Annotated in this window: 24 protein-coding genes; 16 read left to right on the top strand and 8 right to left on the bottom strand. The window is 67.2% G+C overall.

Annotated features, from left to right (window positions below; all coding sequences use genetic code 11):
• Positions 1–10 precede the first annotated feature (10 nt).
• Together ACZ5IK_RS14760 and ACZ5IK_RS14765 are read left to right on the top strand one after the other, a co-directional pair.
• A complete protein-coding gene (locus ACZ5IK_RS14760) occupies positions 11–493 on the top strand; it encodes an FxsA family protein (RefSeq protein WP_465488149.1) in 483 nt (160 codons plus the stop codon).
• A gap of 86 nt (positions 494–579) precedes the next feature.
• Positions 580–2,313 (top strand): ATP-binding protein, encoded by a 1,734-nt coding sequence (locus ACZ5IK_RS14765; protein WP_465488150.1) that lies wholly within the window; start codon positions 580–582, stop codon positions 2,311–2,313.
• Here ACZ5IK_RS14765 and ACZ5IK_RS14770 read toward each other — a convergent pair.
• Together ACZ5IK_RS14770 and ACZ5IK_RS14775 are read right to left on the bottom strand one after the other, a co-directional pair.
• Positions 2,310–2,900 carry an SCP2 sterol-binding domain-containing protein gene (locus ACZ5IK_RS14770; protein WP_465488326.1) on the bottom strand — a complete coding sequence of 197 codons (591 nt, stop codon included), beginning with the start codon at positions 2,898–2,900 and terminating at the stop codon, positions 2,310–2,312. The two genes, ACZ5IK_RS14765 and ACZ5IK_RS14770, sit on opposite strands and share 4 nt — an antisense overlap.
• A gap of 86 nt (positions 2,901–2,986) precedes the next feature.
• Positions 2,987–3,622 carry an SCP2 sterol-binding domain-containing protein gene (locus ACZ5IK_RS14775; RefSeq protein ID WP_101611453.1) on the bottom strand — a complete coding sequence of 212 codons (636 nt, stop codon included), beginning with the start codon at positions 3,620–3,622 and terminating at the stop codon, positions 2,987–2,989.
• Between the two features lie 127 nt (positions 3,623–3,749).
• Between ACZ5IK_RS14775 and ACZ5IK_RS14780 the strand changes: the two genes are divergently transcribed.
• A complete protein-coding gene (locus ACZ5IK_RS14780; protein ID WP_007032385.1) occupies positions 3,750–4,415 on the top strand; it encodes a TetR/AcrR family transcriptional regulator in 666 nt (221 codons plus the stop codon).
• Here the strand turns inward: ACZ5IK_RS14780 and ACZ5IK_RS14785 are convergent.
• Together ACZ5IK_RS14785 and ACZ5IK_RS14790 are read right to left on the bottom strand one after the other, a co-directional pair.
• Complete coding sequence (locus tag ACZ5IK_RS14785) at positions 4,398–5,243, bottom strand: MaoC family dehydratase (protein ID WP_465488151.1); 846 nt, start codon at positions 5,241–5,243, stop codon at positions 4,398–4,400. The two genes, ACZ5IK_RS14780 and ACZ5IK_RS14785, sit on opposite strands and share 18 nt — an antisense overlap.
• A gap of 2 nt (positions 5,244–5,245) precedes the next feature.
• Positions 5,246–6,580 (bottom strand): 3-oxoacyl-ACP reductase, encoded by a 1,335-nt coding sequence (locus ACZ5IK_RS14790; protein WP_465488152.1) that lies wholly within the window; start codon positions 6,578–6,580, stop codon positions 5,246–5,248.
• A gap of 92 nt (positions 6,581–6,672) precedes the next feature.
• On the opposite strand from ACZ5IK_RS14790, the gene ACZ5IK_RS14795 reads away from it, so the two are divergent.
• The 4 genes from ACZ5IK_RS14795 to ACZ5IK_RS14810 all read left to right on the top strand — a co-directional run bounded on the left by ACZ5IK_RS14795 (position 6,673) and on the right by ACZ5IK_RS14810 (position 10,256).
• Positions 6,673–7,962 (top strand): acetyl-CoA C-acetyltransferase, encoded by a 1,290-nt coding sequence (locus ACZ5IK_RS14795; RefSeq protein ID WP_101611455.1) that lies wholly within the window; start codon positions 6,673–6,675, stop codon positions 7,960–7,962.
• Between the two features lie 70 nt (positions 7,963–8,032).
• The gene (locus ACZ5IK_RS14800; RefSeq protein ID WP_465488153.1) at positions 8,033–8,986 is read left to right on the top strand and encodes an ATP-binding cassette domain-containing protein; all 954 of its coding nucleotides are present in this window, start codon (positions 8,033–8,035) and stop codon (positions 8,984–8,986) included.
• The gene (locus tag ACZ5IK_RS14805; RefSeq protein ID WP_184897485.1) at positions 8,983–9,786 is read left to right on the top strand and encodes an ABC transporter permease; all 804 of its coding nucleotides are present in this window, start codon (positions 8,983–8,985) and stop codon (positions 9,784–9,786) included. The genes ACZ5IK_RS14800 and ACZ5IK_RS14805 overlap by 4 nt, the downstream gene beginning before the upstream one ends.
• Before the next feature lie 98 nt (positions 9,787–9,884).
• Positions 9,885–10,256, top strand: coding sequence for a YciI family protein (locus ACZ5IK_RS14810; RefSeq protein ID WP_465488154.1), 372 nt, complete (start codon positions 9,885–9,887; stop codon positions 10,254–10,256).
• 63 nt (positions 10,257–10,319) lie between these two features.
• On the opposite strand, the gene ACZ5IK_RS14815 is transcribed toward ACZ5IK_RS14810, so the two are convergent.
• Both ACZ5IK_RS14815 and ACZ5IK_RS14820 read right to left on the bottom strand, forming a co-directional pair.
• A complete protein-coding gene (locus ACZ5IK_RS14815; RefSeq protein WP_465488155.1) occupies positions 10,320–10,826 on the bottom strand; it encodes a DoxX family membrane protein in 507 nt (168 codons plus the stop codon).
• Positions 10,827–10,959: 133 nt separating this feature from the next.
• Entirely contained in the window at positions 10,960–11,991 is a 1,032-nt protein-coding gene (locus tag ACZ5IK_RS14820; RefSeq protein ID WP_465488156.1) for a glycerophosphodiester phosphodiesterase family protein, read from the bottom strand.
• A 71-nt stretch (positions 11,992–12,062) separates the two neighbouring features.
• On the opposite strand from ACZ5IK_RS14820, the gene ACZ5IK_RS14825 reads away from it, so the two are divergent.
• The 8 genes from ACZ5IK_RS14825 to ACZ5IK_RS14860 all read left to right on the top strand — a co-directional run bounded on the left by ACZ5IK_RS14825 (position 12,063) and on the right by ACZ5IK_RS14860 (position 18,826).
• Complete coding sequence (locus tag ACZ5IK_RS14825; protein ID WP_465488157.1) at positions 12,063–12,824, top strand: MerR family transcriptional regulator; 762 nt, start codon at positions 12,063–12,065, stop codon at positions 12,822–12,824.
• Between the two features lie 112 nt (positions 12,825–12,936).
• Complete coding sequence (locus tag ACZ5IK_RS14830; protein ID WP_465488158.1) at positions 12,937–14,127, top strand: AAA family ATPase; 1,191 nt, start codon at positions 12,937–12,939, stop codon at positions 14,125–14,127.
• Between the two features lie 407 nt (positions 14,128–14,534).
• Positions 14,535–14,684 (top strand): hypothetical protein, encoded by a 150-nt coding sequence (locus ACZ5IK_RS14835; protein WP_005155873.1) that lies wholly within the window; start codon positions 14,535–14,537, stop codon positions 14,682–14,684.
• Positions 14,685–14,922: 238 nt separating this feature from the next.
• A complete protein-coding gene (locus ACZ5IK_RS14840) occupies positions 14,923–15,846 on the top strand; it encodes a bifunctional helix-turn-helix transcriptional regulator/GNAT family N-acetyltransferase (RefSeq protein ID WP_465488159.1) in 924 nt (307 codons plus the stop codon).
• Between the two features lie 87 nt (positions 15,847–15,933).
• A complete protein-coding gene (locus ACZ5IK_RS14845) occupies positions 15,934–16,290 on the top strand; it encodes a YciI family protein (RefSeq protein ID WP_465488160.1) in 357 nt (118 codons plus the stop codon).
• Positions 16,290–16,667 carry a YciI family protein gene (locus tag ACZ5IK_RS14850; RefSeq protein ID WP_465488161.1) on the top strand — a complete coding sequence of 126 codons (378 nt, stop codon included), beginning with the start codon at positions 16,290–16,292 and terminating at the stop codon, positions 16,665–16,667. The genes ACZ5IK_RS14845 and ACZ5IK_RS14850 overlap by 1 nt, the downstream gene beginning before the upstream one ends.
• Positions 16,664–17,881, top strand: coding sequence for an RNA polymerase sigma factor (locus tag ACZ5IK_RS14855; protein ID WP_465488162.1), 1,218 nt, complete (start codon positions 16,664–16,666; stop codon positions 17,879–17,881). Before ACZ5IK_RS14850 ends, ACZ5IK_RS14855 begins: the two co-directional genes overlap by 4 nt.
• A 309-nt stretch (positions 17,882–18,190) precedes the next feature.
• Positions 18,191–18,826: a hypothetical protein gene (locus ACZ5IK_RS14860; RefSeq protein ID WP_465488163.1), complete on the top strand. Its 636-nt coding sequence runs from the start codon at positions 18,191–18,193 to the stop codon at positions 18,824–18,826.
• A gap of 2 nt (positions 18,827–18,828) precedes the next feature.
• Here ACZ5IK_RS14860 and mctP read toward each other — a convergent pair whose 3' ends face one another.
• Together mctP and ACZ5IK_RS14870 are read right to left on the bottom strand one after the other, a co-directional pair.
• Entirely contained in the window at positions 18,829–20,472 is a 1,644-nt protein-coding gene (mctP, locus tag ACZ5IK_RS14865; RefSeq protein WP_101611468.1) for a monocarboxylate uptake permease MctP, read from the bottom strand.
• A complete protein-coding gene (locus ACZ5IK_RS14870; RefSeq protein WP_168214450.1) occupies positions 20,469–20,747 on the bottom strand; it encodes a DUF3311 domain-containing protein in 279 nt (92 codons plus the stop codon). Before ACZ5IK_RS14870 ends, mctP begins: the two co-directional genes overlap by 4 nt.
• A gap of 204 nt (positions 20,748–20,951) precedes the next feature.
• Here ACZ5IK_RS14870 and ACZ5IK_RS14875 point away from each other — a divergent pair, with 204 nt between their 5' ends.
• On the top strand, positions 20,952–22,568 hold the full coding sequence (locus ACZ5IK_RS14875) for an alpha/beta hydrolase (RefSeq protein ID WP_465488164.1): 1,617 nt from the start codon (positions 20,952–20,954) through the stop codon (positions 22,566–22,568).
• Positions 22,569–23,193: the final 625 nt, after the last annotated feature.

The following is a 23,193-nucleotide window of genomic DNA, read 5'->3' on the forward strand; positions in this document are numbered from 1 at the left end:
TTGTCCAAGTATGGCTGTCGCGTTCTTGCTCTATGTCGTCGCCGAGATCGCCGCCGTGTGGGCGGTGGGCTCGGCCGTTGGCGTGCTCGGCACGATCGCGCTGCTCTTCGCCGGTGCGTTCATCGGGTCTTGGCTCGCACGCCGCGAAGGCGGCCGCGCCTTCCGGGCGTTCGCCGAGTCCGCGCGGCTCGGCCGACCGGCCGACGCGGAGAAGGAACTCACCGACGGGATGCTGATCGGCTTTGGCGGTCTGCTGATCCTGCTGCCCGGTTTCGTCAGCGACGTCTTCGGCCTGCTGCTGATCCTGCCGCCGACACGGAGTGTCGCGCGCAAGGTCTGGCAGAAGCGGATGGCCCGCCGGGCGGTCAAGTTCGCCAACCGCACCCGCGGCCCGGTGATGGTCGTGGACAGCGAGGTCGTCATGGACACGTCGCCCGCCGAGGCCGCCAAGAAGCAGCCGCCGGTGATCGAGGGGCGCATCGTCGAGGGCTGAGTGTCGCCAGCTTAGACACTAGCTTCGCCACTGGACTCCAGTGTCTAAGCTAATGTCTAAGCTAATGTCTAAGCTAGGACGGCGGCATGCTCTACGACGAACTCGCCGAGATCATCGCGGTTCTTCGCGATCTCGGCGGCGACCACGCCTGTGTCGAGGCCAAACGGGCTGAAACCAAGCTGCCGAAGAGCGTCCGCGAAACACTTTCCGCGTTCGCCAATACCAGCGGGGGCGTCCTGATCCTCGGCCTCGACGAAACCCAGGGTTTCGAGGCGACCGGGGTCCGCGACCCGGCAAAGATGGAAGCCGATCTGGCGGCGTTGTGCTCGGAAAACCTGGAGCCGCCGATACGCCCGCTCATCGGGACTCACCGTTTCGAGGGCGCGGCCCTGGTGGTCGCGGAGATCCCCGAACTGCCGCCGGGCAGCAAGCCCTCGTACAGCCGCGGCACCGGTATGAGCTTCGTCAGGGTCGCCGATGGAGATCGCAGGCTGACCCCGTACGAAGTACAACTGATGATGGCGAACCGAGGTCAACCTCGGGACGACGAGAAGCCCGTCGCAGGTACGACCGTCGCGAATCTCGACAACGCCCTGGTCGACACCTTTCTGAGCCGGCTCCGGCGGCACCGCAGCAGGGCCTTCGCGAACTTGGACACGACCGCGGCGTTGCGCCGCGCGAAAGTTCTCGTCGGCACTGAACTTTCCCTCGCGGGACTGCTGGCGCTGGGGGAATACCCTCAGGAGTTCTTCCCGCAACTCATGCTGACCTTCGTGCACTACCCGACGAAATCCGGGCCTGATCCACGAAACGGGACGCGGTTCATCGACAACGTCGCGGCCGAGGGACCGATTCCGGTGATGGTGGACGAAGCGCTCATCGCTCTCCGTCGCAACATGAAACGACGATCCACCGTTCGCGGCGCCGGGCGGGCCGAGACGTACGAGTACCCCGAGACCGCGCTACGGGAAGCAGTGGTGAACGCGCTGGTGCACCGCGACTACTCGGGCTCTTCCCACGGGACACAGGTGCAGGTCGAGATGTACCCCGACCGTCTGCTCATCCGTAACCCCGGCGGCCTTTACGGGTCAGTCCGCGAAGAGAACCTCGGCGTCGAAGGGACGTCTTCGGCTCGCAACGCGACGCTGCTGAAGATCCTCGAAGACACCCCGTTGCCCGGGTCGGATCGTCCGATCTGTGAAAACCGCGGCTCCGGGATCCCGGCGATGCTGGCCGCCATGCGCGACGCCAAGCTCAGCCCGCCTCGGTTCGCCGATGACATTTCCACCTTCACGGCGACCTTCCCGAACCACACGTTGATGGGCGATGACGCGGTTCGCTGGATCGCTTCACTGGACGAGCACGGCCTCACCGACAGCCAATGCCACGGCCTCGCGATGCTGTTCCACGGGGAGCCACTCAACAATCAGGCTTATCGAAACGCCAACAACCTCGATTCGAGGGTGGCGACCGAAGAGCTCGGTGATCTTGTCGCCCGGGGGCTCCTGGTCCCGGCCGGCGGTCGCCGGTACGCGCACTACACCGTCGCCGAGGACGTGGCCCCCGCTTCGACGGACAGTCCGGCACCTCCGAAACGCCGCGCCGACCGGCGCGAAGAAATCCTTGACGCACTGGGTGACGACGAGGCGACACGCGCCGATCTGGTGGCGGCGACCGGACTGCACGACCGCACGATGACGCGATGGTTGACCGTCCTGCTCCGGCAGGGGTTGATCGAAGCAACGGAGCGAAACCTGCGGAGCCCCAACGTCCGTTATCGCCGCACGTCCCAGCGAACTCTCGACGAGCCAGGTGGCTAGCTTCCGCTCGGCTTCGGGATGTCGAAGTACCCGCTGAACCGGACCGCAGGCGCGTATTCGCCCTTCACCTTCACCTTGCCGGTCACGAACATCGCCGCCACGGCCGCGTTGCCGGTGGCCATCCGGATGAAGTCGTCGACGGACAGCGTGATGGTGGTGTCCGGAGTGCGCGCGAGATCGGTGCTCGAAACGCAGACGCCGTCTTCGATGACCGTTTGAAAGCGATCGAAACCGTCTTCTCCGTTACCGTCGGTAAAACGCCATGCGACGACGAAGTCGACATGCCGTGCGCGTTCGGGAGCGAAATGGTCCGACATTCTGCGGAAAATCTCGTCGAGGAAGGCCGAACGCAGTTCCGGGTGATCGGAGATCGCTTTGAGCTGCTCCCGCGACGCCCGCTGCACGATGTCGACGAGCACCTCGGTCTCCAGGGAGCTCAACTCGATACCCGCGCCGGTTTCCCCCAGCATGTGCAGGGTTTCCAGCACCTGCACGAACTGCTCGGGGCTCAGTTTGGCGAGCTCGAGCTTCTCCGCGAAGGCGTTGACGACGTGCTCGCCGCCGGTGCGCGTCTTGTGCAGCCTCAACGGACGGGAAAGGCGCACCTTGTCCCGCCAGCGCCGGTTCGGAGAATTTCGGGGCACGGCACGGAAGTGTATCTGCTCGGCCGGGTTCAGGACGGTTTCGGAAGGTCGAAGAAACCGATCAGGCCCGCCGCGAAGGCCAGGTCACCTTTTACTTTGATCTTTCCGGTGACGAATAGCACAGCGGGGGTCGCCTGATGGGTGATGAGCCGGAAGAAGTCGACGGGCGCGATCGTGATCGTCACCCTCGGCTTCTCCTTCATGTCCCGGCTGACCGTGCATTCACCGTGCGAGATCACAGTCTCGTAGCGGTCGTACCCGCCATCGCCGACGCCGCCGGACAGCCGCCAGTGGACGACGGCGTGCAGCGACTTCGCCCGGTCCTGCCGGATGTGGGCGCCCATGCGGTCGAAGATCTCGGCCAGCACGCGCTCCCGGAGCGGCCGCTCGGCGACGACGCTCTCGAGTTGCGTGCGCGAGGCGCGGGCGACGAGGTTCGCGAACCGGGCCGGGTCGACCTTGCGGAGGTCGAACGCGGGCGCGGACTCGGCGAGCCGTCCGAGCGAGGCCAGCAGCCGCCGGACGTCGTCCTTCCCGAGGTCCTTCGGGTCGATGGCGCCCGCGACCTCGTTGACGTCGAGAGAGTGCGCCTCGGCCGAATCCGGCTCGATCCGTTCCAGCGCGTCGACCAGCGCGCGGCCGGTCAGCCCCACGATCTCGGTCATTTTTCCCTCCAGCTCGCCTACCCAGGCGTAAGGCTACCCGCCAGTAGGTAGGCGGGCAAGCGTGCCGAAATCACCCCCGCCGGAGGTAGCCCGGTAGCGTCTTACGCGAACTAAGGGGAGGTCCTGAGTGTCCGAGGAAGTACCGCGTCCCGCCGAACGCGCCAAAAGGCTGCCGAGAGCGGTGCGGGAACGCCAGATCCTGGACGCAGCGGTCTCGGTGTTCTCGCGCTACGGCTATCACTCCGCGTCGATGGACGAGATCTCCGAGGTCGCCGGCGTGTCCAAGCCGATGATCTACACCTACCTCGGGTCCAAGGAAGACCTTTTCGGCGCGTGCATCCGCCGCGAGGCCACCCGTCTGCTGGAGGCGGTGCAGGACGGGATCAAGCCCGACCTGCCGCCTGACATGCAGCTTTGGCACGGTCTCCGCGCGTTCTACCGGTTCGTCGCCGACTACCGCGAGTCCTGGACGGTGCTGCACCGCCAGGCGATGACCGTCGGCGGCGCCTTCGCCGCGGAGATCACCGACATGCGCACCCGCGCGATCGAGCTGGTCGCCGCGCTGGTCGTGTCCGCCGGCACCCGCAAGGGCCTCGGCGAGCAGGCCGAGTTCTCCGGTGCCGGGCTGTCCGCCGCGCTGGTCGGGGCGGCCGAGTCGCTGGCCGACTGGGCGCTCGACCACCCCGATGTCTCCGACGGCGTACTCGCCTCGTGGCTGATGAACCTCGTCTGGCTCGGGTTCAACGACCTCGTCGAGGGCGAGATCTGGAAGCCGTCAGAGAGCGACGACTGACCCTTCCAAGTGCGGCTTCGGCTTGCGCGCGTTCCAGAGTTCGAAGGCCCAGCCCCTGCCTTCACTCCACGTGGTGAACGCCGCCTTCGCCGGCAACAGCACTGGCTGCTTGAACTTGACGTCGACGGTGAACGCCTCCGGCAGCCTGCCTTCGAACGCCGCGAGCGCGTGCGCCTTCGTCCACATGCCGTGCGCGATCGCGGCCGGGAACCCGAACGCCTTCGCGGTGATCGAGTGCAGGTGGATCGGGTTGCGGTCGCCGGAGACCTCGGCGTAGCGGCGGCCGATGTCGCCGGGCACCTGCCAGATCGCGGTGGGCGAGGGCTGCGAGAGCTGACCGCGCGAGGTCTTCTCGCCACTGCCGCCACCGCGGCGCAGGTACGTGCTGACGTCCGTCCACACAGGACTGTCACCGACGAGCAGCTCGCTGACCACGTCGAACTGCTTGCCCTTCTCGTGCGGGCGCAGATCCTCGGCGCGCACGCGCAGGGTGAACGACTCGTCGAGCCGCAGCGGCCGGTGCTGGGTGATCCGGTTGTTGACGTGCACCATGCCCAGCAACGGGAACGGGAAGTCGTCCTCGGTCATCAGCGCCATCTGCAGCGGGAACGCGAGAATATGCGGATACGTCGCCGGAAGTACGTCGTCCAGCCGGAATCCGCACACCTGGTTGTACGCGGCGAGATGCGCGGGATCGACGACGACGCCCTCGCGGACGAACTCGGTCGACGGCAGCGTGCTCCCGCCGCTCTTGCGCAGCGACCCGAGCAACGCCTTGGGGTACAACGAAGACAGGCTCGGCGACTCGCGAAGTTCCTTGACCGCCATGATCACGCCCCCAGCAATGCCTGGCCGCAGACGCGGACCACGTTGCCGTTGACCGCGGCCGAAGCCGGGTTCGCGTACCAGGCGATCGTCTCGGCGACGTCGACCGGGAGCCCGCCCTGGCCGAGGCTGGACAGCCGCCGTCCTGCCTCGCGGATGAACAGCGGGACGGCGGCGGTCATCTTGGTCTCGATGAAGCCGGGCGCGACGGCGTTGATCGTGCCGCCGTATTCGGCGAGCGTCGGCGCGCCGACGTTCACCATGCCGATGACGCCCGCCTTGCTGGTGGCGTAGTTGGTCTGGCCGACGTTACCCGCGATGCCCGCGATCGAGGAGACGCCGATGATCCGGCCGTTCTCGTGGAGCACCTTGCCGGACAGCAGTTTCTCGTTCACCGCGAGCTGCGACGCGAGGTTGACCGAGATGACCGAGTCCCAGCCGCCTTCGGTCATGTTGCCCAGCGTCTTGTCCCGAGTGATGCCCGCGTTGTGCACGACGATGTCGACACCGCCGTGACGCGTGGTCAGGTACTCGGCGAGCTTCTCCGGCGCGTCGGCGGCGGTGATGTCCAGCTGCAGCGCGGAGCCGCCGACCTTGTTGGCCACCTTGGACAGGTCCGCGCCCTGCGCGGGGATGTCGAGCGCGACGACGTGGGCGCCGTCGCGGCCCAGCACCTCGGCGATGGCGGCGCCGATACCGCGGGAGGCGCCGGTGACCAGCGCGACCTTGCCGTCGAGGGGCTTCGCCCAGTCGGCCGGGGCGGAGGCGGTCTTGGTCTCGGTCCCGACGCGGATGACCTGGGCGTCGACGAAGGCGGACTTCGACGACAGCAGGAAACGGAGCGTGGATTCAGTGGCCTCTTCGGCCCCTTCGGCGACGTACACGAGCTGAGCGGTCGCGCCGCGCTTCAGTTCTTTACCGACGGAGCGCACGAAGCCTTCGAGCGCGCGCTGGGCGATTCGCTCGTGCCCCTCGGCCAGCTCCGGTGGCGTTCCGAGGATGACGACGCGGCCCGACGAACCGACGCTGCGGATCACCGGGTGGAAGAAGTTGTAGACCTCGCGAAGCTGCTTCGGGTCCTTCACGCCTGTCGCGTCGAAGACGAGCGCGGCGTGCTTGTCGGCCGCCGTCGAAATGACGTCGATGCCCGCGCGGTGCAGCTGCCCCTCGATCACCTTTTCGAGGCGACCGCCCGGCGCGGCGCCGAGAAGTGCGGGACCCTCGAGGGCGGGTTGGCCGGGCTTGTACCGGCGAAGCGTCGCGGGGTTCGGCAGGCCGAGCTTCGGCACCACGAACTTCCCCACCGGGGATTTCGTGAACTGCTGGTACCTGTCAGCCATTACGTGCCTCCCGTGCCGTTTGCATCACGTCGCAGTCTAACCTACCCGTGAGTAGGTTACAGTGTGAGAGAGCCTACGGAGGAGTGGAAAAAATGGCCACGAAAAGGACGGCACCCGTGCGCAAGGTAGCGATCATCGGCGGCAACCGGATCCCCTTCGCCCGTTCGAACGGTCCGTACTCGAAGGCGTCGAACCAGGACATGTTCACGGCCGCCCTCGACGGCCTGGTCAGCCGCTTCTCCCTGCAGGACGAGGTGATCGGCGAGGTCGCCGCCGGCGCGGTGCTCAAGCACGCCCGCGACTTCAACCTGGCCCGCGAAAGCGTCCTCGGCAGCAGGCTGAACCCCGCCACTCCGGCCTCCGACGTGCAGATGGCCTGCGGCACCGGTCTGCAGGCGATCGTCAACGTCGCCAACAAGATCGCCCTCGGCCAGATCGACTCGGCCATCGCGGGTGGCGTCGACACCACCTCCGACGCCCCGCTGGCGGTCAACGACGACCTGCGCCAGATCCTCGTACAGCTCAACGCCGCGAAGACGCTCCCCGAAAGGCTGAAACTCGCCGCGAAGCTGCGTCCCGGCCACATCGTCCCCGAGATCCCGCGCAACTCCGAGCCGCGCACCGGCCTGTCCATGGGCGAGCACGCCGCGCTGACCGCGAAGGTCTGGGAGATCACGCGTGAGGCGCAGGACGAACTCGCCGCGACCAGCCACCAGCGTCTCGGCGCCGCGTACGACAAGGGCTTCTTCGACGACCTGGTGACGCCGTACCTCAAGCTGGCCCGCGATCAGAACCTGCGGCCGGAGTCCAGCGTCGAGAAGCTCGCGAAGCTGAAGCCCGCTTTCGGCGGTCCCGAGGGCACGATGACCGCGGGCAACTCGACGCCGCTGTCCGACGGCGCGTCGACGGTCCTGCTCGCGACCGAGCAGTGGGCCAAGGCACGGAAGCTTCCCGTGCTGGCGTACCTGACCTTCTCGCAGACCGCGGCCGTCGACTACGTCCACGGCGACGAAGGCCTGCTGATGGCGCCCGCATACGCCGTCCCGCAGATGCTCACGCGCGCCGGGCTCACCTTGCAGGACTTCGACTTCTACGAGATCCACGAGGCCTTCGCGTCGCAGGTGCTCGCCACCCTCAAGGCTTGGGAGGACCCGGCGTTCGCCAAGGGGAAGCTGGGCCTCGACGAGCCGCTCGGCTCCATCGATCGGGCGAAGCTGAACGTCAACGGCTCGTCGCTGGCGGCCGGGCACCCGTTCGCCGCGACCGGCGGCCGCATCGTCGCCACCCTCGCGAAGCTGTTGAACGAGAAGGGATCCGGCCGCGGACTCATCTCGATCTGCGCCGCGGGCGGCCAGGGCGTCACCGCGATCCTCGAAAAGTAGCCCGTCCGCTCTGAGCGGATCCGGGAAAAACCCCGGTGCCTTTGTCGGTGCCGGGGTCTAGTTTGTCCGCATGTTCGCAGTACAGGCGAAAGCGCTGGTCAAAACCTACGGGTCCACCCGGGCACTCGACGGGGTCGATCTGTCGATCCCGACGGGCAAGGTGCTGGGCCTGCTGGGGCCGAACGGCGCCGGAAAGACGACGACGGTCCGCATCCTGACCACGCTGCTTCGCCCGGATTCGGGCGAAGCGGAGGTGGCCGGGTATGACGTGCTGGCCCAGCCCGACGCCGTCCGGCGCTCGATCGGGTTGTCCGGGCAGTACGCCGCCGTGGACGAGAACCTCACCGGGTTCGAGAACCTGTACATGGTCGGCAGGTTGTACGGGAGCAAGAAGGCCGCGGCGAAGGCCCGAGCGCGCGAGCTGCTCGCGCGGTTCCGGCTGGAGGACGCCGCGGACCGCCCCGCCAAGACGTACTCCGGCGGTATGCGGCGACGGCTCGACCTCGCGGGGGCGCTGGTCGCCGAGCCGACGGTGGTGATCCTCGACGAACCGACCACCGGGCTCGACCCGCGCGGCCGGATCGAGACGTGGGAGGTCATCAAGGAACTGGTCGCCGACGGCACCACGGTCCTGCTGACCACGCAGTACCTGGAGGAGGCCGATCAGCTGGCCGACTCGATCGTGGTGATCGACAAGGGGAAGGTCATCGCGCGCGGCACGGCCGACGAGCTCAAGCAGGAGATCGGCGGCGAGCGGCTCGAACTGGTCGTCGCGTCCGCCGACGACCTCGCGGCGACCACCCAGGTCCTCGCCGAGGTCGGCTCGGGCACGCCGTCGATCGACGAGCACACCCGCAAGGTCGACGTCCTCGTCGAGGGCGGGCCGAAGGCGCTGATCGAGGCGCTGCGGCGGCTGGACGCGCAGGGCGTCGCCGTCCAGGACGTCGCGCTGCACCGGCCGACGCTCGACGACGTGTTCCTTTCGCTGACAGGGCACGCCACGGACGAGGGGGAGAAGAAGTGAGCGCGGTCGCGAAGGCCTTTTCCGACGGTGGAGTGATCACCTGGCGGAACCTGAAGAACGTCCAGCGCAACCCGGACTGGCTGATGGCGGCGACGCTTCAGCCGATCATGTTCGTGCTGCTGTTCGCGTACGTCTTCGGCGACGCGATCGGCGGGGAAGCGGGCGGGCTCGCGTACCGCGAGTTCCTGATCGCCGGCATCTTCGCGCAGACGGTCGCGTTCAACTCGGCGTTCACCGTGATCGGGTTCGCGAACGACCTGCAGAAGGGCATCATCGACAGGTTCCGGTCGCTGCCGATCTCCCGCCTCGCGGTGATCTTCGGCCGGACGACGTCGGATCTGGTGATCAGCGTGGTCGCGCTGATCGTCATGTCGCTGTGCGGGCTGCTCGTCGGCTGGCGGATCCGCGGCAGCTTCCTCGACGCGGTGCTCGGTTACCTGGTGATGCTGATGTTCGCCTGGGCGCTGTCCTGGGTCGGCGCGTGGATCGGGCTCGTCGCGCGCAGCGTCGAGGTGGCGCAGAGCGCCGGTCTGATGTGGATGTTCCCGCTGAGCTTCATCTCGACGGCGTTCGTCCCGGCGGACAAGCTGCCGGGCGTGCTGAAGGCGATCGCCGACTGGAACCCGTTCACCGCGGTGATCAACTCCGCGCGTGACCTGTTCGGCAACCGCTTCGGCGCACCCCCGACGGGCTGGCCCGCCGAGAACGCGTCGCTGTACGCGATCCTGTGCTGCATCGCCATCATCGCGATCTTCGCGCCGCTGGCGACGGCCCAGTACAAGAAGGTCGCGAGCCGCTAGAAATTTCTTCGTCCAAAATGTCGAACCGTCGTCGGACCGGTCGACGCGCTGGTGAGGGCGGAGCGGACAAAGCCCCGCCAAGACACTGAGGAGCAGCGATGCGGTTTCTGATGATGCACCGGCTGGACGAGAGCGCCCCGGAGGCGTGGAACCCGAGCAAGGAGTTCATCGAGCAGATGGGCGCCTTCATCGAGGACTCGTTCAAGAAGGGCATCCTGATCACGGCGGAGGGCGTGCACCCGTCCGAGCGGGGCGCGAAGGTCCGCAAGGTGCGCGGCGGCAAGATCACCGCGACCGACGGCCCGTTCACCGAGGCCAAAGAGGTCATCGGCGGATTCGCGCTGATCAACGCCAAGGACCTGGCCGAGGCCGTCGCCTTCGCCGAGACCTACGCGGCCCTGTTCGACGAGATCGAGGTCGAGGTCCGGACGGTCGTCGAGGCGGAGGACATCGAGGCCTTCACCTCGTGACCCCACGCGTTTAGTCCTCTAGATGCGCCAAGAACGCATCCAGAGGACTAAACGCGGGTCGTCTTACTTGGTGATGGCCTTTTCAGCCTTCTTCGCCAGCTTCTCGGCGCGCTTCTCCGTCTTGGACGCGGCGCGCTTGGCGCGCCAGCCCAGCGAAGGCTTGCCGGCGGTGTCGGCGGCGGCGAGCAGCAGGCCACCGGCGAGACCGGCGTTCTTGATGAACTGGATCTGCTGCTGCTGACGCTCGGCCGGTTCCTTGATCTCCCAGAACCGGTGCGCGGCCAGCGTGGTCGGGACGAGGCTGCCGAGCAGCAGCAGCGAAGCCAGCCGCGGTGCCTTGCCCGCCGCGAGCGCGAGCCCGGCGCCGACCTTCACCGCGGCGTCGATCCGGACGAGGGTGGCGGGGTCGCGCGGCACCGATTCCGGCACCACACCCTCCAGCTTGTCGAAGGACTCGGTGAGGAACGGCTCCGCGGCCTTGGCGTGCCCCTGGGTGTCCCTCAGTGCGCCGATCCCGCCGGAGATGAAGATCGCGGCGAGGAGCGGACGTGCGACGCGACGGAGAATCACGGTCGTTGCCTTTCTTGATCCGAACCCTGAGGAAAGCAAATCTATCCCCAGACTTCCCGTCCGCCGGGGCGCCGAACCGCGCTAACGGAGTATCTTCGAATATTTCTCTGGAACTAGAGAGGGCTAGATTCGGCTAGCGAGCCGGATACGCCCTCGGCAGCTTGAAGCCACGGTCGGCCGCGACCTGCCGCAGCCGGTCCGGATAGTCGGTGATGATGCCGTCGACACCGTCGTCGATGAGCTTGTGCATGGTGGCCGGATCGTCGATCGTCCAGGGCACGACCTTGATCCCGGCGCGATGCGCCTCGCTGACCAGCGCCTTCGTCGTGAACGGCCGGTAGTCGGGATCGCCGACCTTGCCGCCCTGCGGGTTGCCGTGCACCGGCGAGAGCGCGCTCGCGCCGAACGACTTCACCGCGCGGATCGGGCTGCCGCCGAAGTCGTCGATGTCGAGCCCGCCGAGCCACGGAGATTTGCCCGGCTGGCCGACGTGGAGGAACTCGGGCTGGGTCAGCGCGACCGTCGGGATCCACGGCGCGACCTTGCGCAGCAGCATCAGCGCGCCCCAGTCGAAGCTCTGGACGGTGACGTTGTGCGCGAACCCGCCGCGCAGGATCTCGCGCACCACCCGCTGGACGAACTGCTCGCGCGGCGCCGTCTCGTGCGGCGCGGCGGCCTCGACCTTGGTCTCGATGTTGAACTTGACGCCCCAGGCGCGGTGGTCGCGCGCGAGCCGGAACAACTCGGCGAGGGTCGGCATCTTGGCGCCGGGGGAGAGCGTCTGGCCGGGGTGCGCGGGCTGCCGGATCGAGCCGCAGTCCAGCGTGCGGACCTGCGCGAACGTCAGGTCCTTCACGTACTTGCCGACGTACGGGTACGCCGGATCGCCAGGCGTCGCGGGCGCGGTGTCGCGGCACTTCGCGGGGGTCGTCTTGCGGTCGTGGGTGATCACCTCGCGACCGTCCTTGGTGATCTGGATGTCGAGTTCGAGCGTGGTCACCCCCAGCTCCATCGCCTTGCCGAACGACGCGAGCGTGCTCTCGACCGTGAGACCGAGTCCGCCGCGGTGAGCCTGGACGTCGAAGGCGCGACGCGGATGCGCGTCGGCGACCCCCGCCGTGGTCAGGGTCAGCGCGGCGGCGATGACCAGCGCGAATGTCTTCATGGGTGAACCATGCCACCGTCGGATGAACTTCGATTGACTTTGACGCAACGTCAACCTCTACCTTCGTGGACATGCCGAACGAGACGGAGTGGTCGATCCAGGACATCGCCCGCTCGGCCGGGACCACGAGCCGCACGCTGCGCCACTACGGCGACATCGGGCTGCTCGAACCGAGCCGGGTGGGGAGCAACGGATACCGCTACTACGACCAGGACGCGCTGGTGCGGCTGCAACGGATCCTGCTGCTTCGCGAACTCGGGCTGAGCCTGCCCGCGATCGGCGAAGTGCTCGAAGGGGAACAGGACACGACAGCGGCGCTACGCACGCACCTGAAGTGGCTGGAGCAGGAGCGACAGCGGCTCGGACGGCAGATCGAATCGGTCAGGACGACCTTGAAGAAGACAGAGAGAGGTGAACGACTGATGGCAGCGGAAGTGTTCGACGGCTTCGACCACACGAAGTACGAGAAGGAGGTCACCGAACGCTGGGGCGCCGACGCCTACAAGCAGGGTGATCGGTGGTGGAAGTCGCTGAGCACCGAGGACAAGAAGGCGCACCAGCAGGAACAGAAGGACATCGCGGCCGCGTTCGGCGAGGCCCGCGGCAAGGGCCTGCCCGCCGACGGCGACGAAGTCCAGGCGATCACGCGTCGGCTGTACGAGTGGCTCCGGCCGGCCGTGCGTGCCGTGTCGAAGGGCTACTTCGCCGGTCTCGGGCAGCTGTACGTCGACGACCCGCGCTACGGGCAGTACGACGAGAAGCACGGCCCGGGCACCGCGGAGTTCATCCGCGACGCGATGGCGGTCTATGCCGAGCGCAACCTGAGTGAGTAAGAACGAGGGACGGGGCTGCAGACCCGTCCACTCGGAGTAACCCGCCGCGACACGCCTATCCCTCTATGGCGGAATATCGGGTCGAGGCTAGAAACGCCGATAGCGTGCGAGAGTGGATCCCATCCGCAACCCCTTCGCCCCGGGAGCCGGTCAACGGCCGCCCGAACTGGCAGGTCGCCTGCGCGAGCTCCAGGCCTTCGAGGTCGTGCTCGAACGGGTCGCGCGCGGCAGACCCGAGCGCAGCCTGATGCTGACCGGCCTGCGCGGCGTGGGCAAGACCGTGCTGCTGGGCGAACTGCGCTCGAAGGCGATCAAGCACGGCTGGGGCGCGGGCAAGATCGAAGCCCGCCCCGACACCGAACTCCGGCGACCGCTCTCGGCCGCGCTGCACCGCGCGATCCGCGATCTCGCCGTCCGCCATCGCGCGCCGGACCGGGTCGAGCAGGTACTCGGCGTGCTCAAGGCGTTCGCGCTGCGCGCCAACAAACCGGACGCGAAGCTCCGTGACCGCTGGCAGCCCGGCATCGACGTCCCCGCCGCAGTGGGCCGGGCCGATTCGGGCGACATCGAGATCGACCTGGTCGAGCTGTTCACCGAGGTCGCGGAACTGGCCGCGGACGTCGGCACCGGGGTCGCGCTGCTGATCGACGAGATCCAGGACCTGCTGCCCGAGGACGTTTCCGCGCTCTGCGCCGCCTGCCACGAGCTTTCGCAGTCCGGGGCGCCGCTGGTCGTGGTCGGCGCGGGACTGCCGCACGTGCCCGCAGTCCTTTCGGCGTCGAAGTCGTACTCGGAACGTCTCTTCCGCTACGCGCGCATCGACAGGCTCGAGCGCGAAGACGCCGACCTCGCGGTGATGGCGCCCATCGAACGCGAGGACGCGGGCATCGAACCGGAGGCGCTGGACGCGCTGTTCGACGCGTCCGGCGGTTACCCGTACTTCATCCAGGCGTACGGCAAGGCCGCCTGGGACGCGGCGCCCGCCGATCCGATCACCGTGAAGGACGTCCAGGTCGCCGCGCCGGAGGCCGAATCGGAACTCGCTGTCGGCTTCTTCGGCTCCCGCTACGAGCGCGCGACGCCCGCCGAACGCGAGTACCTGCTCGCGATGGCCGAGCTGACGCAGGGCCGGGACGAACCCGCCGGCACCGCCGATGTGGCCGTCTACCTGGGGCGGAAGCCGTCGTCACTGTCGCCGGCGCGGGACAGCCTGATGAAGAAGGGCCTGGTGTACTCCGCCGAGCGCGGGCACATCGCCTTCACCGTCCCGCACTTCGGCCACTACCTGCTCGGCCGGGACTAGACCTTTCTCTTCTTCTCTAGCTTGAGAACTAGAAAGCCGTAGAGAGCGCTACTCAGTCACACCGAAGCGGCCGATCCGGAAGGTGTCACGCTGCGAGAAGCGATGACGTCGACGATCATCCCGCGGCGCGGCATCCTGGGCGTTCTCGGACGGGGGCCGTCGAAGCTCGCGCGCCGCCTGCTCCATAAGGGTTTCCGAGGCCGTATAGCGAGGACGCTAGAGACACCTGGCGTTATCAAGAAGTGACCGGTGACACCAAATCTCTCCGGATTTCCTCTCTAGTTGCCGATGATTCATCGGCAGGTGTGCCAAGTCACCGGATAATCGTTGGCTTCCTTGTGAAAAAGAGTGCATACTAGAGACACAGCCACCAAGACTCAAGACCCTCAAGGGGATGACTTAAACCGATGAACAACATCGCCGCCAAGCTCCGAGCCCGTCGCGCCGAGGCTCGCACTCGCCGGGCCCTGAACCGGGCGATCGACACCGCGGCCACCGCGACCGTTCGTCAGGAGCTCATCGCTATTTCCCAGGCGCACCACACGCACATGCGCTGATCCGACAACAACCGTTGTAGGTGTCGCCCATTCGAGTGACCTACGACACATAGCGTGTGGGGTGTAACGCCGCGGAACGCAGCGTCGATACCCACTACGACCCCGTGATGCTGGCGGACCCCCGACCTGGCAGCATCACGGGGTTTCCATATGTCCGGATACTCCCTGGAAATTCCTTGCCTTCGCCGCCTTGCGGAGTAATGTTTGACTTCGTCAACGAATCTGTTGAGGTGGTCAAATGAATCGATCCGCAGACCGGGTGGCGACCGTCCGGGCCTTCAACCGCCTGTACACCGGCGTGATCGGCGTCCTCGACGAAGGACCGGCCGACGCCGAGTACTCCCTGAGCGAAGCCAGGGTCATCTTCGAACTCGCGCAGCAGGATCCGACCCAGGTCACCGACCTGCGCAAACGTCTCGACCTCGATGCCGGATACGCGAGCAGGCTCCTCGCCAGGCTCGAAGGACGCGGCCTCCTCACGCGCGAACGCAGCGACGAGGACGCCCGCCGCCAGGTCATCAGGCTGACCGAGAACGGCCAGAAGGCCTTCGCCGTCCTCGACGAACGATCCGTGGGCCGGATCGGCTCGCTGCTCGGCCGGTTCGGCGAAGACGAGCAGGAGCGCCTGCTCGGCGCGATGGGCACGATCACCTCGCTGGTCGGCGAACGCGCGCCGGATCCCACGCTGGTCCTGCGCCCGCCACGGCCGGGTGACTTCGGTTGGGTGGTCCACCGCCACGGCGCGCTCTACTCCCGTGAGTACGGCTGGGACGAACGCTTCGAAGCCCTCGTCGCCCGCGTCGTCGCGGACTACGTCGACAATCGCGGCGAGCCCCGTCAAGCGGGCTGGATCGCCGAGCTCGACGGGGAGCGCGTCGGCAGCATCTTCTGCATGCCCGCCGAAGACGGCAAGACCGCGAAGCTGCGGATGTTGCTCCTCGAACCGGCCGCGCGGGGACGCGGGGTCGGGAAACGCCTGGTCACCGAATGCGTCGAGTTCGCGAGGGCGTCCGGCTACGCGGCGATGGAACTCTGGACGGTCTCGTTGCTGGACGCGGCCAGGGCGGTCTACGAGAAGGCCGGCTTCCGGCTGGCGAGCGAGGAGACGATCCCGGGCTTCGGTTACGAGCTGACGGGGCAGACCTGGCGGCTGGAGTTGTGACACCGCGTGCGTGAAATCGGGCCGCTTCGGTGTCGACTTGCGGCGTGCTTGTTCGTCTAGGGACCATCGATCCCCAGGGAGGACACCATGCCCCAGTACATCGGATTCATCCGCGCCACGAAGGACTCGCACGATCACCTCGGCCCCGGCGAAGCGCAACGCGTGCTCGAGAACTACCTGGCTTGGGCGGACGAGCGCACGAAGGAGGGCCTGTTCGTCGGCGGCGGCGGGCTGTCGAAGAGCGGCCGGGTGCTGCGTGGTTCCGGCGGTGAGGTCGGCGCGACCGACGGACCGCACACCGAGGCCACTGAGATCGTCGGCGGCTACCAGGTGATCGAGGCCGGAGACCTCGACCAGGCGGAGAAGATCTTCTCGACGCATCCGCATCTGGAATTCGGGCCGATCGAGGTGCGCAAGGTCGGCGAACGCGGTTGCGAGGACTGATGCCGAAGTTCGTGGGTCTGATGACCTTTCCCCAGGACACCTCGTCGGCGGAGCCCGGTGGCAGTGATGGCATCGAGCGGTATTTCGCCTGGCAGGAGGAACTGCGGGCGTCGGGCAAGCTGCTCGCGGCCGCCGGACTGGATCCGGAATCGCGCGTGGTGCGCGCCGGGACGATCACCGACGGCCCGTTCACCGAGGCGAGCGAGATCGTCGCCGGGTATCTCGTGGTCGAAGCCGCTGATCTCGACGAAGCGGCGAAGCTGTTCGAGACGCATCCGATCGCGGTGGACGGCGTCGGGATGTTCGTCGTCAGCGAGATCGCGCTCGATCTCGACACACCCCGCGAAGAGCATCTGAGCCGCTTCGGGTTGTCGTGAACCGCCCGGCCGGCGTGGTGGAGCATCTGTTCCGGCACAGCGCCGGGCGGATCGTCGCCACGCTGGCCAGGGCGCTCGGTCCCGAACGACTGGACCTCGCCGAAGAGGCCGTCGCCGACGCGCTGGAACAAGCGTTGCGCAGCTGGCCCCAAAGCGGGGTGCCGGACAATCCGCAGGGCTGGCTGTTCCGGGCCGCGCGGAACCGGGCGATGGACGTCGTCCGGCGGGAACGGACGTTGCGAACGCTGTTGCCGAAGCTCGCGGAGCTCGACGGCTACGAAGCCGACCCGCACACGGACGACGAACTCGTGCTGATGCTGCTGTGCTGTCATCCCGCGCTGCCGACGGTCTCGCAGGTGGCGCTGACGCTGAAGACCGTCGGCGGGCTCGGAGTGAACGAGATCGCGGCGGCGTTGCTGACGAAACCGGCGACGGTCGCGCAACGGCTGGTGCGGGCGAAGAAGTGGTTGAGGGAGTCCGGGAAACCGCTCACCCTTCCCGGCCCGGACACCCTGGAGTCCAGAGTGGACAGTGTGCTCGCCGTGCTCTACCTGTTGTTCAACGAGGGTTACGACGCGACGACCGGCGAGGTCGCGGTGCGCGGCGAACTGTGCGGTGAGGCGATCCGGCTGGGACGGCTGCTGCTGACCGAGCCGAAAACGGACCTGCCGCGGGTGCGGGCGTTGGTCGCGCTGATGCTGCTGCAGGCGAGCAGATTGCCCGCGCGGGTCGACCGGGACGGTGATCTGCTGCTGCTCCAGGAGCAGGATCGTGGCCGTTGGGACCACGCGATGATCGCCGAGGGAACGCGACTGTTCGAGCGGGCGTGCACCGGGCCGGAGATGTCGGCGTACCACGTCGAAGCGGCGATCGCGCTGTGCCACGGCACGACCTCGCCTCCCGACTGGCGCCGGATCGTCGGACTCTACGACGACCTGCTGGCGCTGCGACCTTCGCCGGTGGCCAGGCTGAACCGGGCGATCGCACTGTCCATGGTGGACGGTGCCGTCGCCGGGATCGCGGAACTCGAAGCCGTCGAGGCCGACCTGCCGGACTACACGCTGCTGCCCGCCGTTCTCGGCGCGCTCTGGCAGCGCGCCGGTGACCCGGCCCGCGCCGCAGCCCACTACCGGCGGGCGCTAGCGCTACCTTGCTCGGACCCGCAGCGCCGCTTCCTCGCCCGACGCCTCACAACCTGCGACCCAACCCCCTGACCAGCACTTTTACCCCTGGCCGCACGATCCCCACCCCCCACCCGTCCCAGGGGGGCGCGCCCCGCACCAGCGTATCGGGAGGGGGTGTCGGGGGACGGGGTCGTGGAGGTTTGGGGGTGGAGTTGTCCACAACGGTGGTGGGCTGTGGACAACTGGGGGCGGGTGTCTTGAAAGGGGCTTTCAGGACGTAAAACGTCCTGAAAGCCCCTTTCAAGACATGCGGCTCGGGAGACAAGCGGCGAAGTCCGAAGGCAAGGCGAAGCAAGGGCCCGATACCCGTGGTTCACGCGGGCAGGGTTATCTGGGGGAGTGAACTGGATCGCGTATGTCGACGGCTATTGCGAACGTCTCGCCCCGGGGCTGTGGGGCGAGCCGCTCAACAGTCTCAGCAATCTCGCGTTCCTGGTCGCCGCGATCGCCGTCTGGCGGCAACCGAAGGGCCGCGTCCTCGCGACCCTCATCGGCCTCGTGTTCCTCGGCAGCACGGCCTTCCACCTGCTCGCCACCCGCTGGTCCGCGGCCGCCGACAGCGCCTTCATCCTGGTGTTCGTCCTGTACTACGCGGCGGTGTTCCCGCGCGTGTTCTTCGGCGCGAGCCGCAAGGTCTCCTGGCTCGGCATCCCGGTGTTCCTCGCGTTCACCGCGATCGTCGCCTCACTCGGCGGCGGCCTGTACCTTTCCGCGCTGATCGGGCTCGTGGTCTTCGCGATCGTGCTCAAGGGTGCCGATCGCCGCAGGTTCGCCGTCGCCGCGGGCGTCTTCGGGGTGTCCCTTTCGTTCCGCACGGCCGATCACACCGTCTGCGGCGACTTCCCCGCCGGGACCCACTTCGTCTGGCACCTGCTGAACGGCCTCGTCCTCTACCTGGCCGCGACGGCGGCGACGCGGAAACTTTCAAGAGAAAGGGCCGCGTCCGAACCGGACGCGGCCCCTTCTCAGACCTGAAGCTAGTGAACGCCGATCTCGCGGAGATCCTTGTCGTGCTCGTCGGCGTGGTAGTCCTCGGGCTCGGTGTCGTCCGTGCCGTTGAAGACCTTCATCTGCCGCGCGATCACCGTGAAGATCACCGCGATCAGCAGGTTCGCCGCCAGCGCCACGAAACCGACGTAGATCTGCAGCGGCGAGCCGCTGAACGGGTGCCAGCCGAAGATCGACAGGTCGCCGAGTTTCAAGGCAGAGCCGCCGAAGTGCGCCTTGCCGGTCGCCGCGTTCGGGATGTTGTAGAGCATGACCAGGCCCCAGCCGATGCCCACGATCCAGCCGGCGATCAGGCCCCAGCGGTGGAACCACCGCGTGTAGAGCGAGATCGCCACCGTGGGCAGCGTCTGCAGGATCAGCACCCCGCCGATGAGCTGCAGGTCGATCGAGAACTGCGGGTCGATGAACAGGATGAACGCCACCGCGCCGAACTTCACGATCAGCGAAGCGAGCTTGGCCTGCTTCGCTTCTTGGCCCGGCGTCGCGTCCTTCTTGATGTACTCCTTGTAGATGTTGCGGGTCCACAGGTTGGCCGCCGCGATCGACATGATCGCCGCGGGCACCAGCGCGCCGATGCCGATCGCGGCGAACGCGATCCCGGCGAACCACGACGAGAACTGCGAGTCGAACAGCACCGGGACGACGGTGTTCGTGTCGGGTTTGCCGGTGGCGTTGTTGGTGATCGGTGAGACCGACGCGCTGATCGCCACGTAGCCGAGCAGCGCCAGCAGGCCCAGGACCAGCGAGTACGCCGGGAGCGCGACCATGTTCCGCTTGATCACGCTGCGGCCGCGCGAAGCGAGCACGCTGGTGAGCGAATGCGGGTACAGGAACAGCGCGAGCGCCGAACCGAGTGCCAGCGTGGCGTACTGCAACTGGTTGTTCGCGTTGAGCAGGATGCCGTCCGAGGGGTTCGGCGTCTTGTCGAACTTCGCGTCCGCCGCGTCGAAGATCGCCGACCAGCCGCCGAGCTTCGAGGGCAGGTAGATGATCGCCACGATGATCACGAGGTAGATCAGGATGTCCTTGACGAACGCGATCAGCGCGGGCGCGCGCAGGCCGGACTGGTAGGTGTAGACCGCCAGGATGACGAAGGCGACCAGCAACGGCAGGTGACCGACGACGCCGGAGCCGTTGATGCCCATGGTCCGCAGCACCGCTTCGAGGCCGACGAGCTGCAGCGCGATGTACGGCATCGTCGCGATGATCCCGGTGATCGCGATCAGCAGCGCCAGCGTCGGCGAACCGAACCGGCCGCGGACGAAGTCGGCGGGCGTGACGTAGCCGCGGACCCGGGAGACCGACCACATGCGCAGCGCGGGCATCAGCACGATCGGGTAGACGATGATCGTGTACGGCAGGGCGAACATGCCCATCGCGCCGGCGCTGAACATCAGCGCGGGAACGGCCACGAAGGTATACGCCGTGTAGAGGTCACCGCCGAGCAGGAACCAGGTGATCCACGACCCGAACTTGCGACCGCCGAGGCCCCATTCGTCCAGATGGTCGAGGGTGTTGCCCGCCTTCCAGCGCGACGCGACGAAGCCGAGGACGGTGACCACCGCGAAGAGGATCGTGAAGATGATCAGCTCGGGCCACTGGATGTTGCTCACTTGACGTCCCCCTCGTCGAGCTCGTCCACGGACAACCGGTCGGGACGCTCACTGGTCGGCTTGTCCTTGGTCATCACGAAGACGATCCAGGTGCACAGGACGCCGACGGCCACGAACACGAACTGGAACCAGTAGAAGAACGGCATCCCGAACAGCCGAGGGCCGTCCGAATTGAACAAGGACGTGATCAGCACCAGCAACGGGATGACCAGCAGGAGGTTCCACGGGCTGAACTGAAAGCCCCTCACCTTCCCGTCTGCCTTACCTGACGCCATCGGACCTCACCTAACATTCCCGTACCCCGGATGGACCCGATGACCCTAGAACCTCTCCCCCACCCGGGTCACGCGCGCCCGATATCGATTTGATCAGCGGCGCCCGATCCGACGAAGGGCGGTTGCCGTCCCGCTCCCCGCCGGATATCAATAGCCGCAAGTCGCGAACAGGAACCTTCGCACGCAAGATCAAAGGGGCATCGGATGAAGAAACTCCGCTATGCGGTGGTGATCCCGGCTGTCGCCGGCACCATGCTGGCCGGGTTCACTCCTGCGTTCGCAGGACCGGAGGCTGCCAAACAGCAGCCTTTGAACTCCACCAACATTCCGGCGAAGTACGCGAGCCAGAAGCTGGACTGGCACAAGTGCACGGCGAACGAGCTGCCGACCGCGCCGCCGCCGGGGGCCGAAAACATCGAATGCGCGACCTACCGCGCACCGCGCAACTGGTACAAGTCGAACGAGAACATCGACCTGACGATCGCCGTCAGCCGCCTCGCCGCCACCGGCGGCCCCGCGACGGCCAGCGTCATCACGAACCCGGGTGGCCCCGGCGCACCGGGCCGTAACTTCCCGGCACGTCTGCGTAACCAGACGAAGCTGCGCGCGACCCAGGAGATCATCGGTCTCGACCCGCGCGGCACCGGCAAGAGCACCAACATCACCTGCGGCAACGCGATCGGCACCGGGTCCGACCTGGACCCGCGCGATCGCAGCCGGGCGAACCTCAACCTGATCCTGGACGCCACCAAGTACGCGGCGGACTCCTGCCAGGTGAAGTCCGGCGAGCTGGGCCCGCTCATCAACACCGCTCAGACCATCCGCGACATCGACCTGCTGCGCGTCCTCCTCGGCCGCGACAAGATCAACTGGGTCGGCTACTCGGCGGGCACCTGGATGGGCGCGCACTACGCGCAGCAGTTCCCCACCCGGACCGGCAAGTTCCTGCTCGACTCGTCGACCGAGTTCACGACGACCTGGCAGAACTCGTTCGACGGGCAGCCGCTCGGCTTCGAGCGCCGCTGGCGTCAGGACTTCCTGCCGTGGATCGGCAAGTACAACAAGGTCTACAACTTCGGCAAGAACGGCGAGGCCGCTCGCCAGACCTACGAGAAGGTCCGCTTCGCGCTGACGCAGAACCCCGTCGAGGTGGACGGCGTCCCGGTTTCGGCCAACGCCCTCGACTCGACCATCGCGTCGTACCTCTACTCGAAGCGCAACTTCCCGGCGCTGGCCGACTACCTGGTCAACCTGAAGACGCTGACCGAGGGCACCTCGACCCAGCAGCAGAAGACCGCGGCCGCGCAGAAGGTCAAGGCGGAGACGGTGGACGGTGACGGCGTCATCGGCCCGCAGCCGCTGTTCGTCCCCACCGACGGTGACTCCTACAACGCCAGCTTCTGGACCATCCCCTGCAACGAGGGCCCGTGGACCGGTAACCGGCAGAGCGTCATCCGTCAGTCGCAGAAGCTGATCGACCGCGATCTGCCGCTGCTCGGCGCCGGCTGGCTCATCCAGCCGTGCATCTTCTGGAAGAACAAGCCGGTCGACCTGCCGAAGCTCGACGGCCGCGGCGTCCCGCCGGTGCTGATCGTCCAGTCGGTGCACGACCCGGCGACCCCGATCGAGGGCGCGACCCGTGCGCACCGCGCGTTCGCCAACTCGCGGATGATCACGGTGACCGGTGAGGGTGACCACGGCATCTACGCCGGCGGCAACGTGGGTGTGGACAAGGTCGTGGAGGACTTCCTCGTCGACGGCAAGGTGCCGAACGACCAGAGCCTCCCCGGACTCCCACTTCCGGTGCCCGCGGGCGGCTGAAGCCCCTAGGGATTGTGGCCCCGTCGAGTTTCGGCTCGGCGGGGCCTTTCCTATGGACGGTCCACAGACCTGTGCACAGAGTTATCCACAGGCTGGGGGTAACTCGGTGGGGACAACTCGGCGGGCGGCGGTGGGGCAGTGGGTCGGGTCTTGTGAGTGGCGTTTCGGGTTCTGGTGGACCCGTATTCGCCTACCCACTGGATCCTGATGTCAGCTCGGTGAGGTTGTAGAGCTTGTTCTGGATGCTGATGTGGGCGAGTGGGAAGATTTGGGACGTTGAACGTCCCGAATCCTCCACACTCGAACCTGCCGCGGTGAGATTCCGGTGTCATCGAGCTCTGAGACCGGAGCGACCCCTCGACTCCCGCACCTCACCTTCGCCCTGGTCACACGTAAGTAGGCAAATACCGGTCCGCTCTAACCCGAAAAACCACTCACGACCCGCGCGACCCACCGCTGCCCGGCACTGTGGTTGCCCCGCAGTACGCCGACGTGGTTCGTGATGCCGCTGAGGCCGGAGGTGCTGTTCCGGGTCGGATGAGGGGAACTTTGAGGGATTCTGGGTCCCTCAAGGAGTCCTTCACGGACTATGCGGTCCTGCCCCACCGCAGATACCTGGGCGCCA

It is taken from the genome of Amycolatopsis sp. NPDC031561, assembly GCF_055580625.1.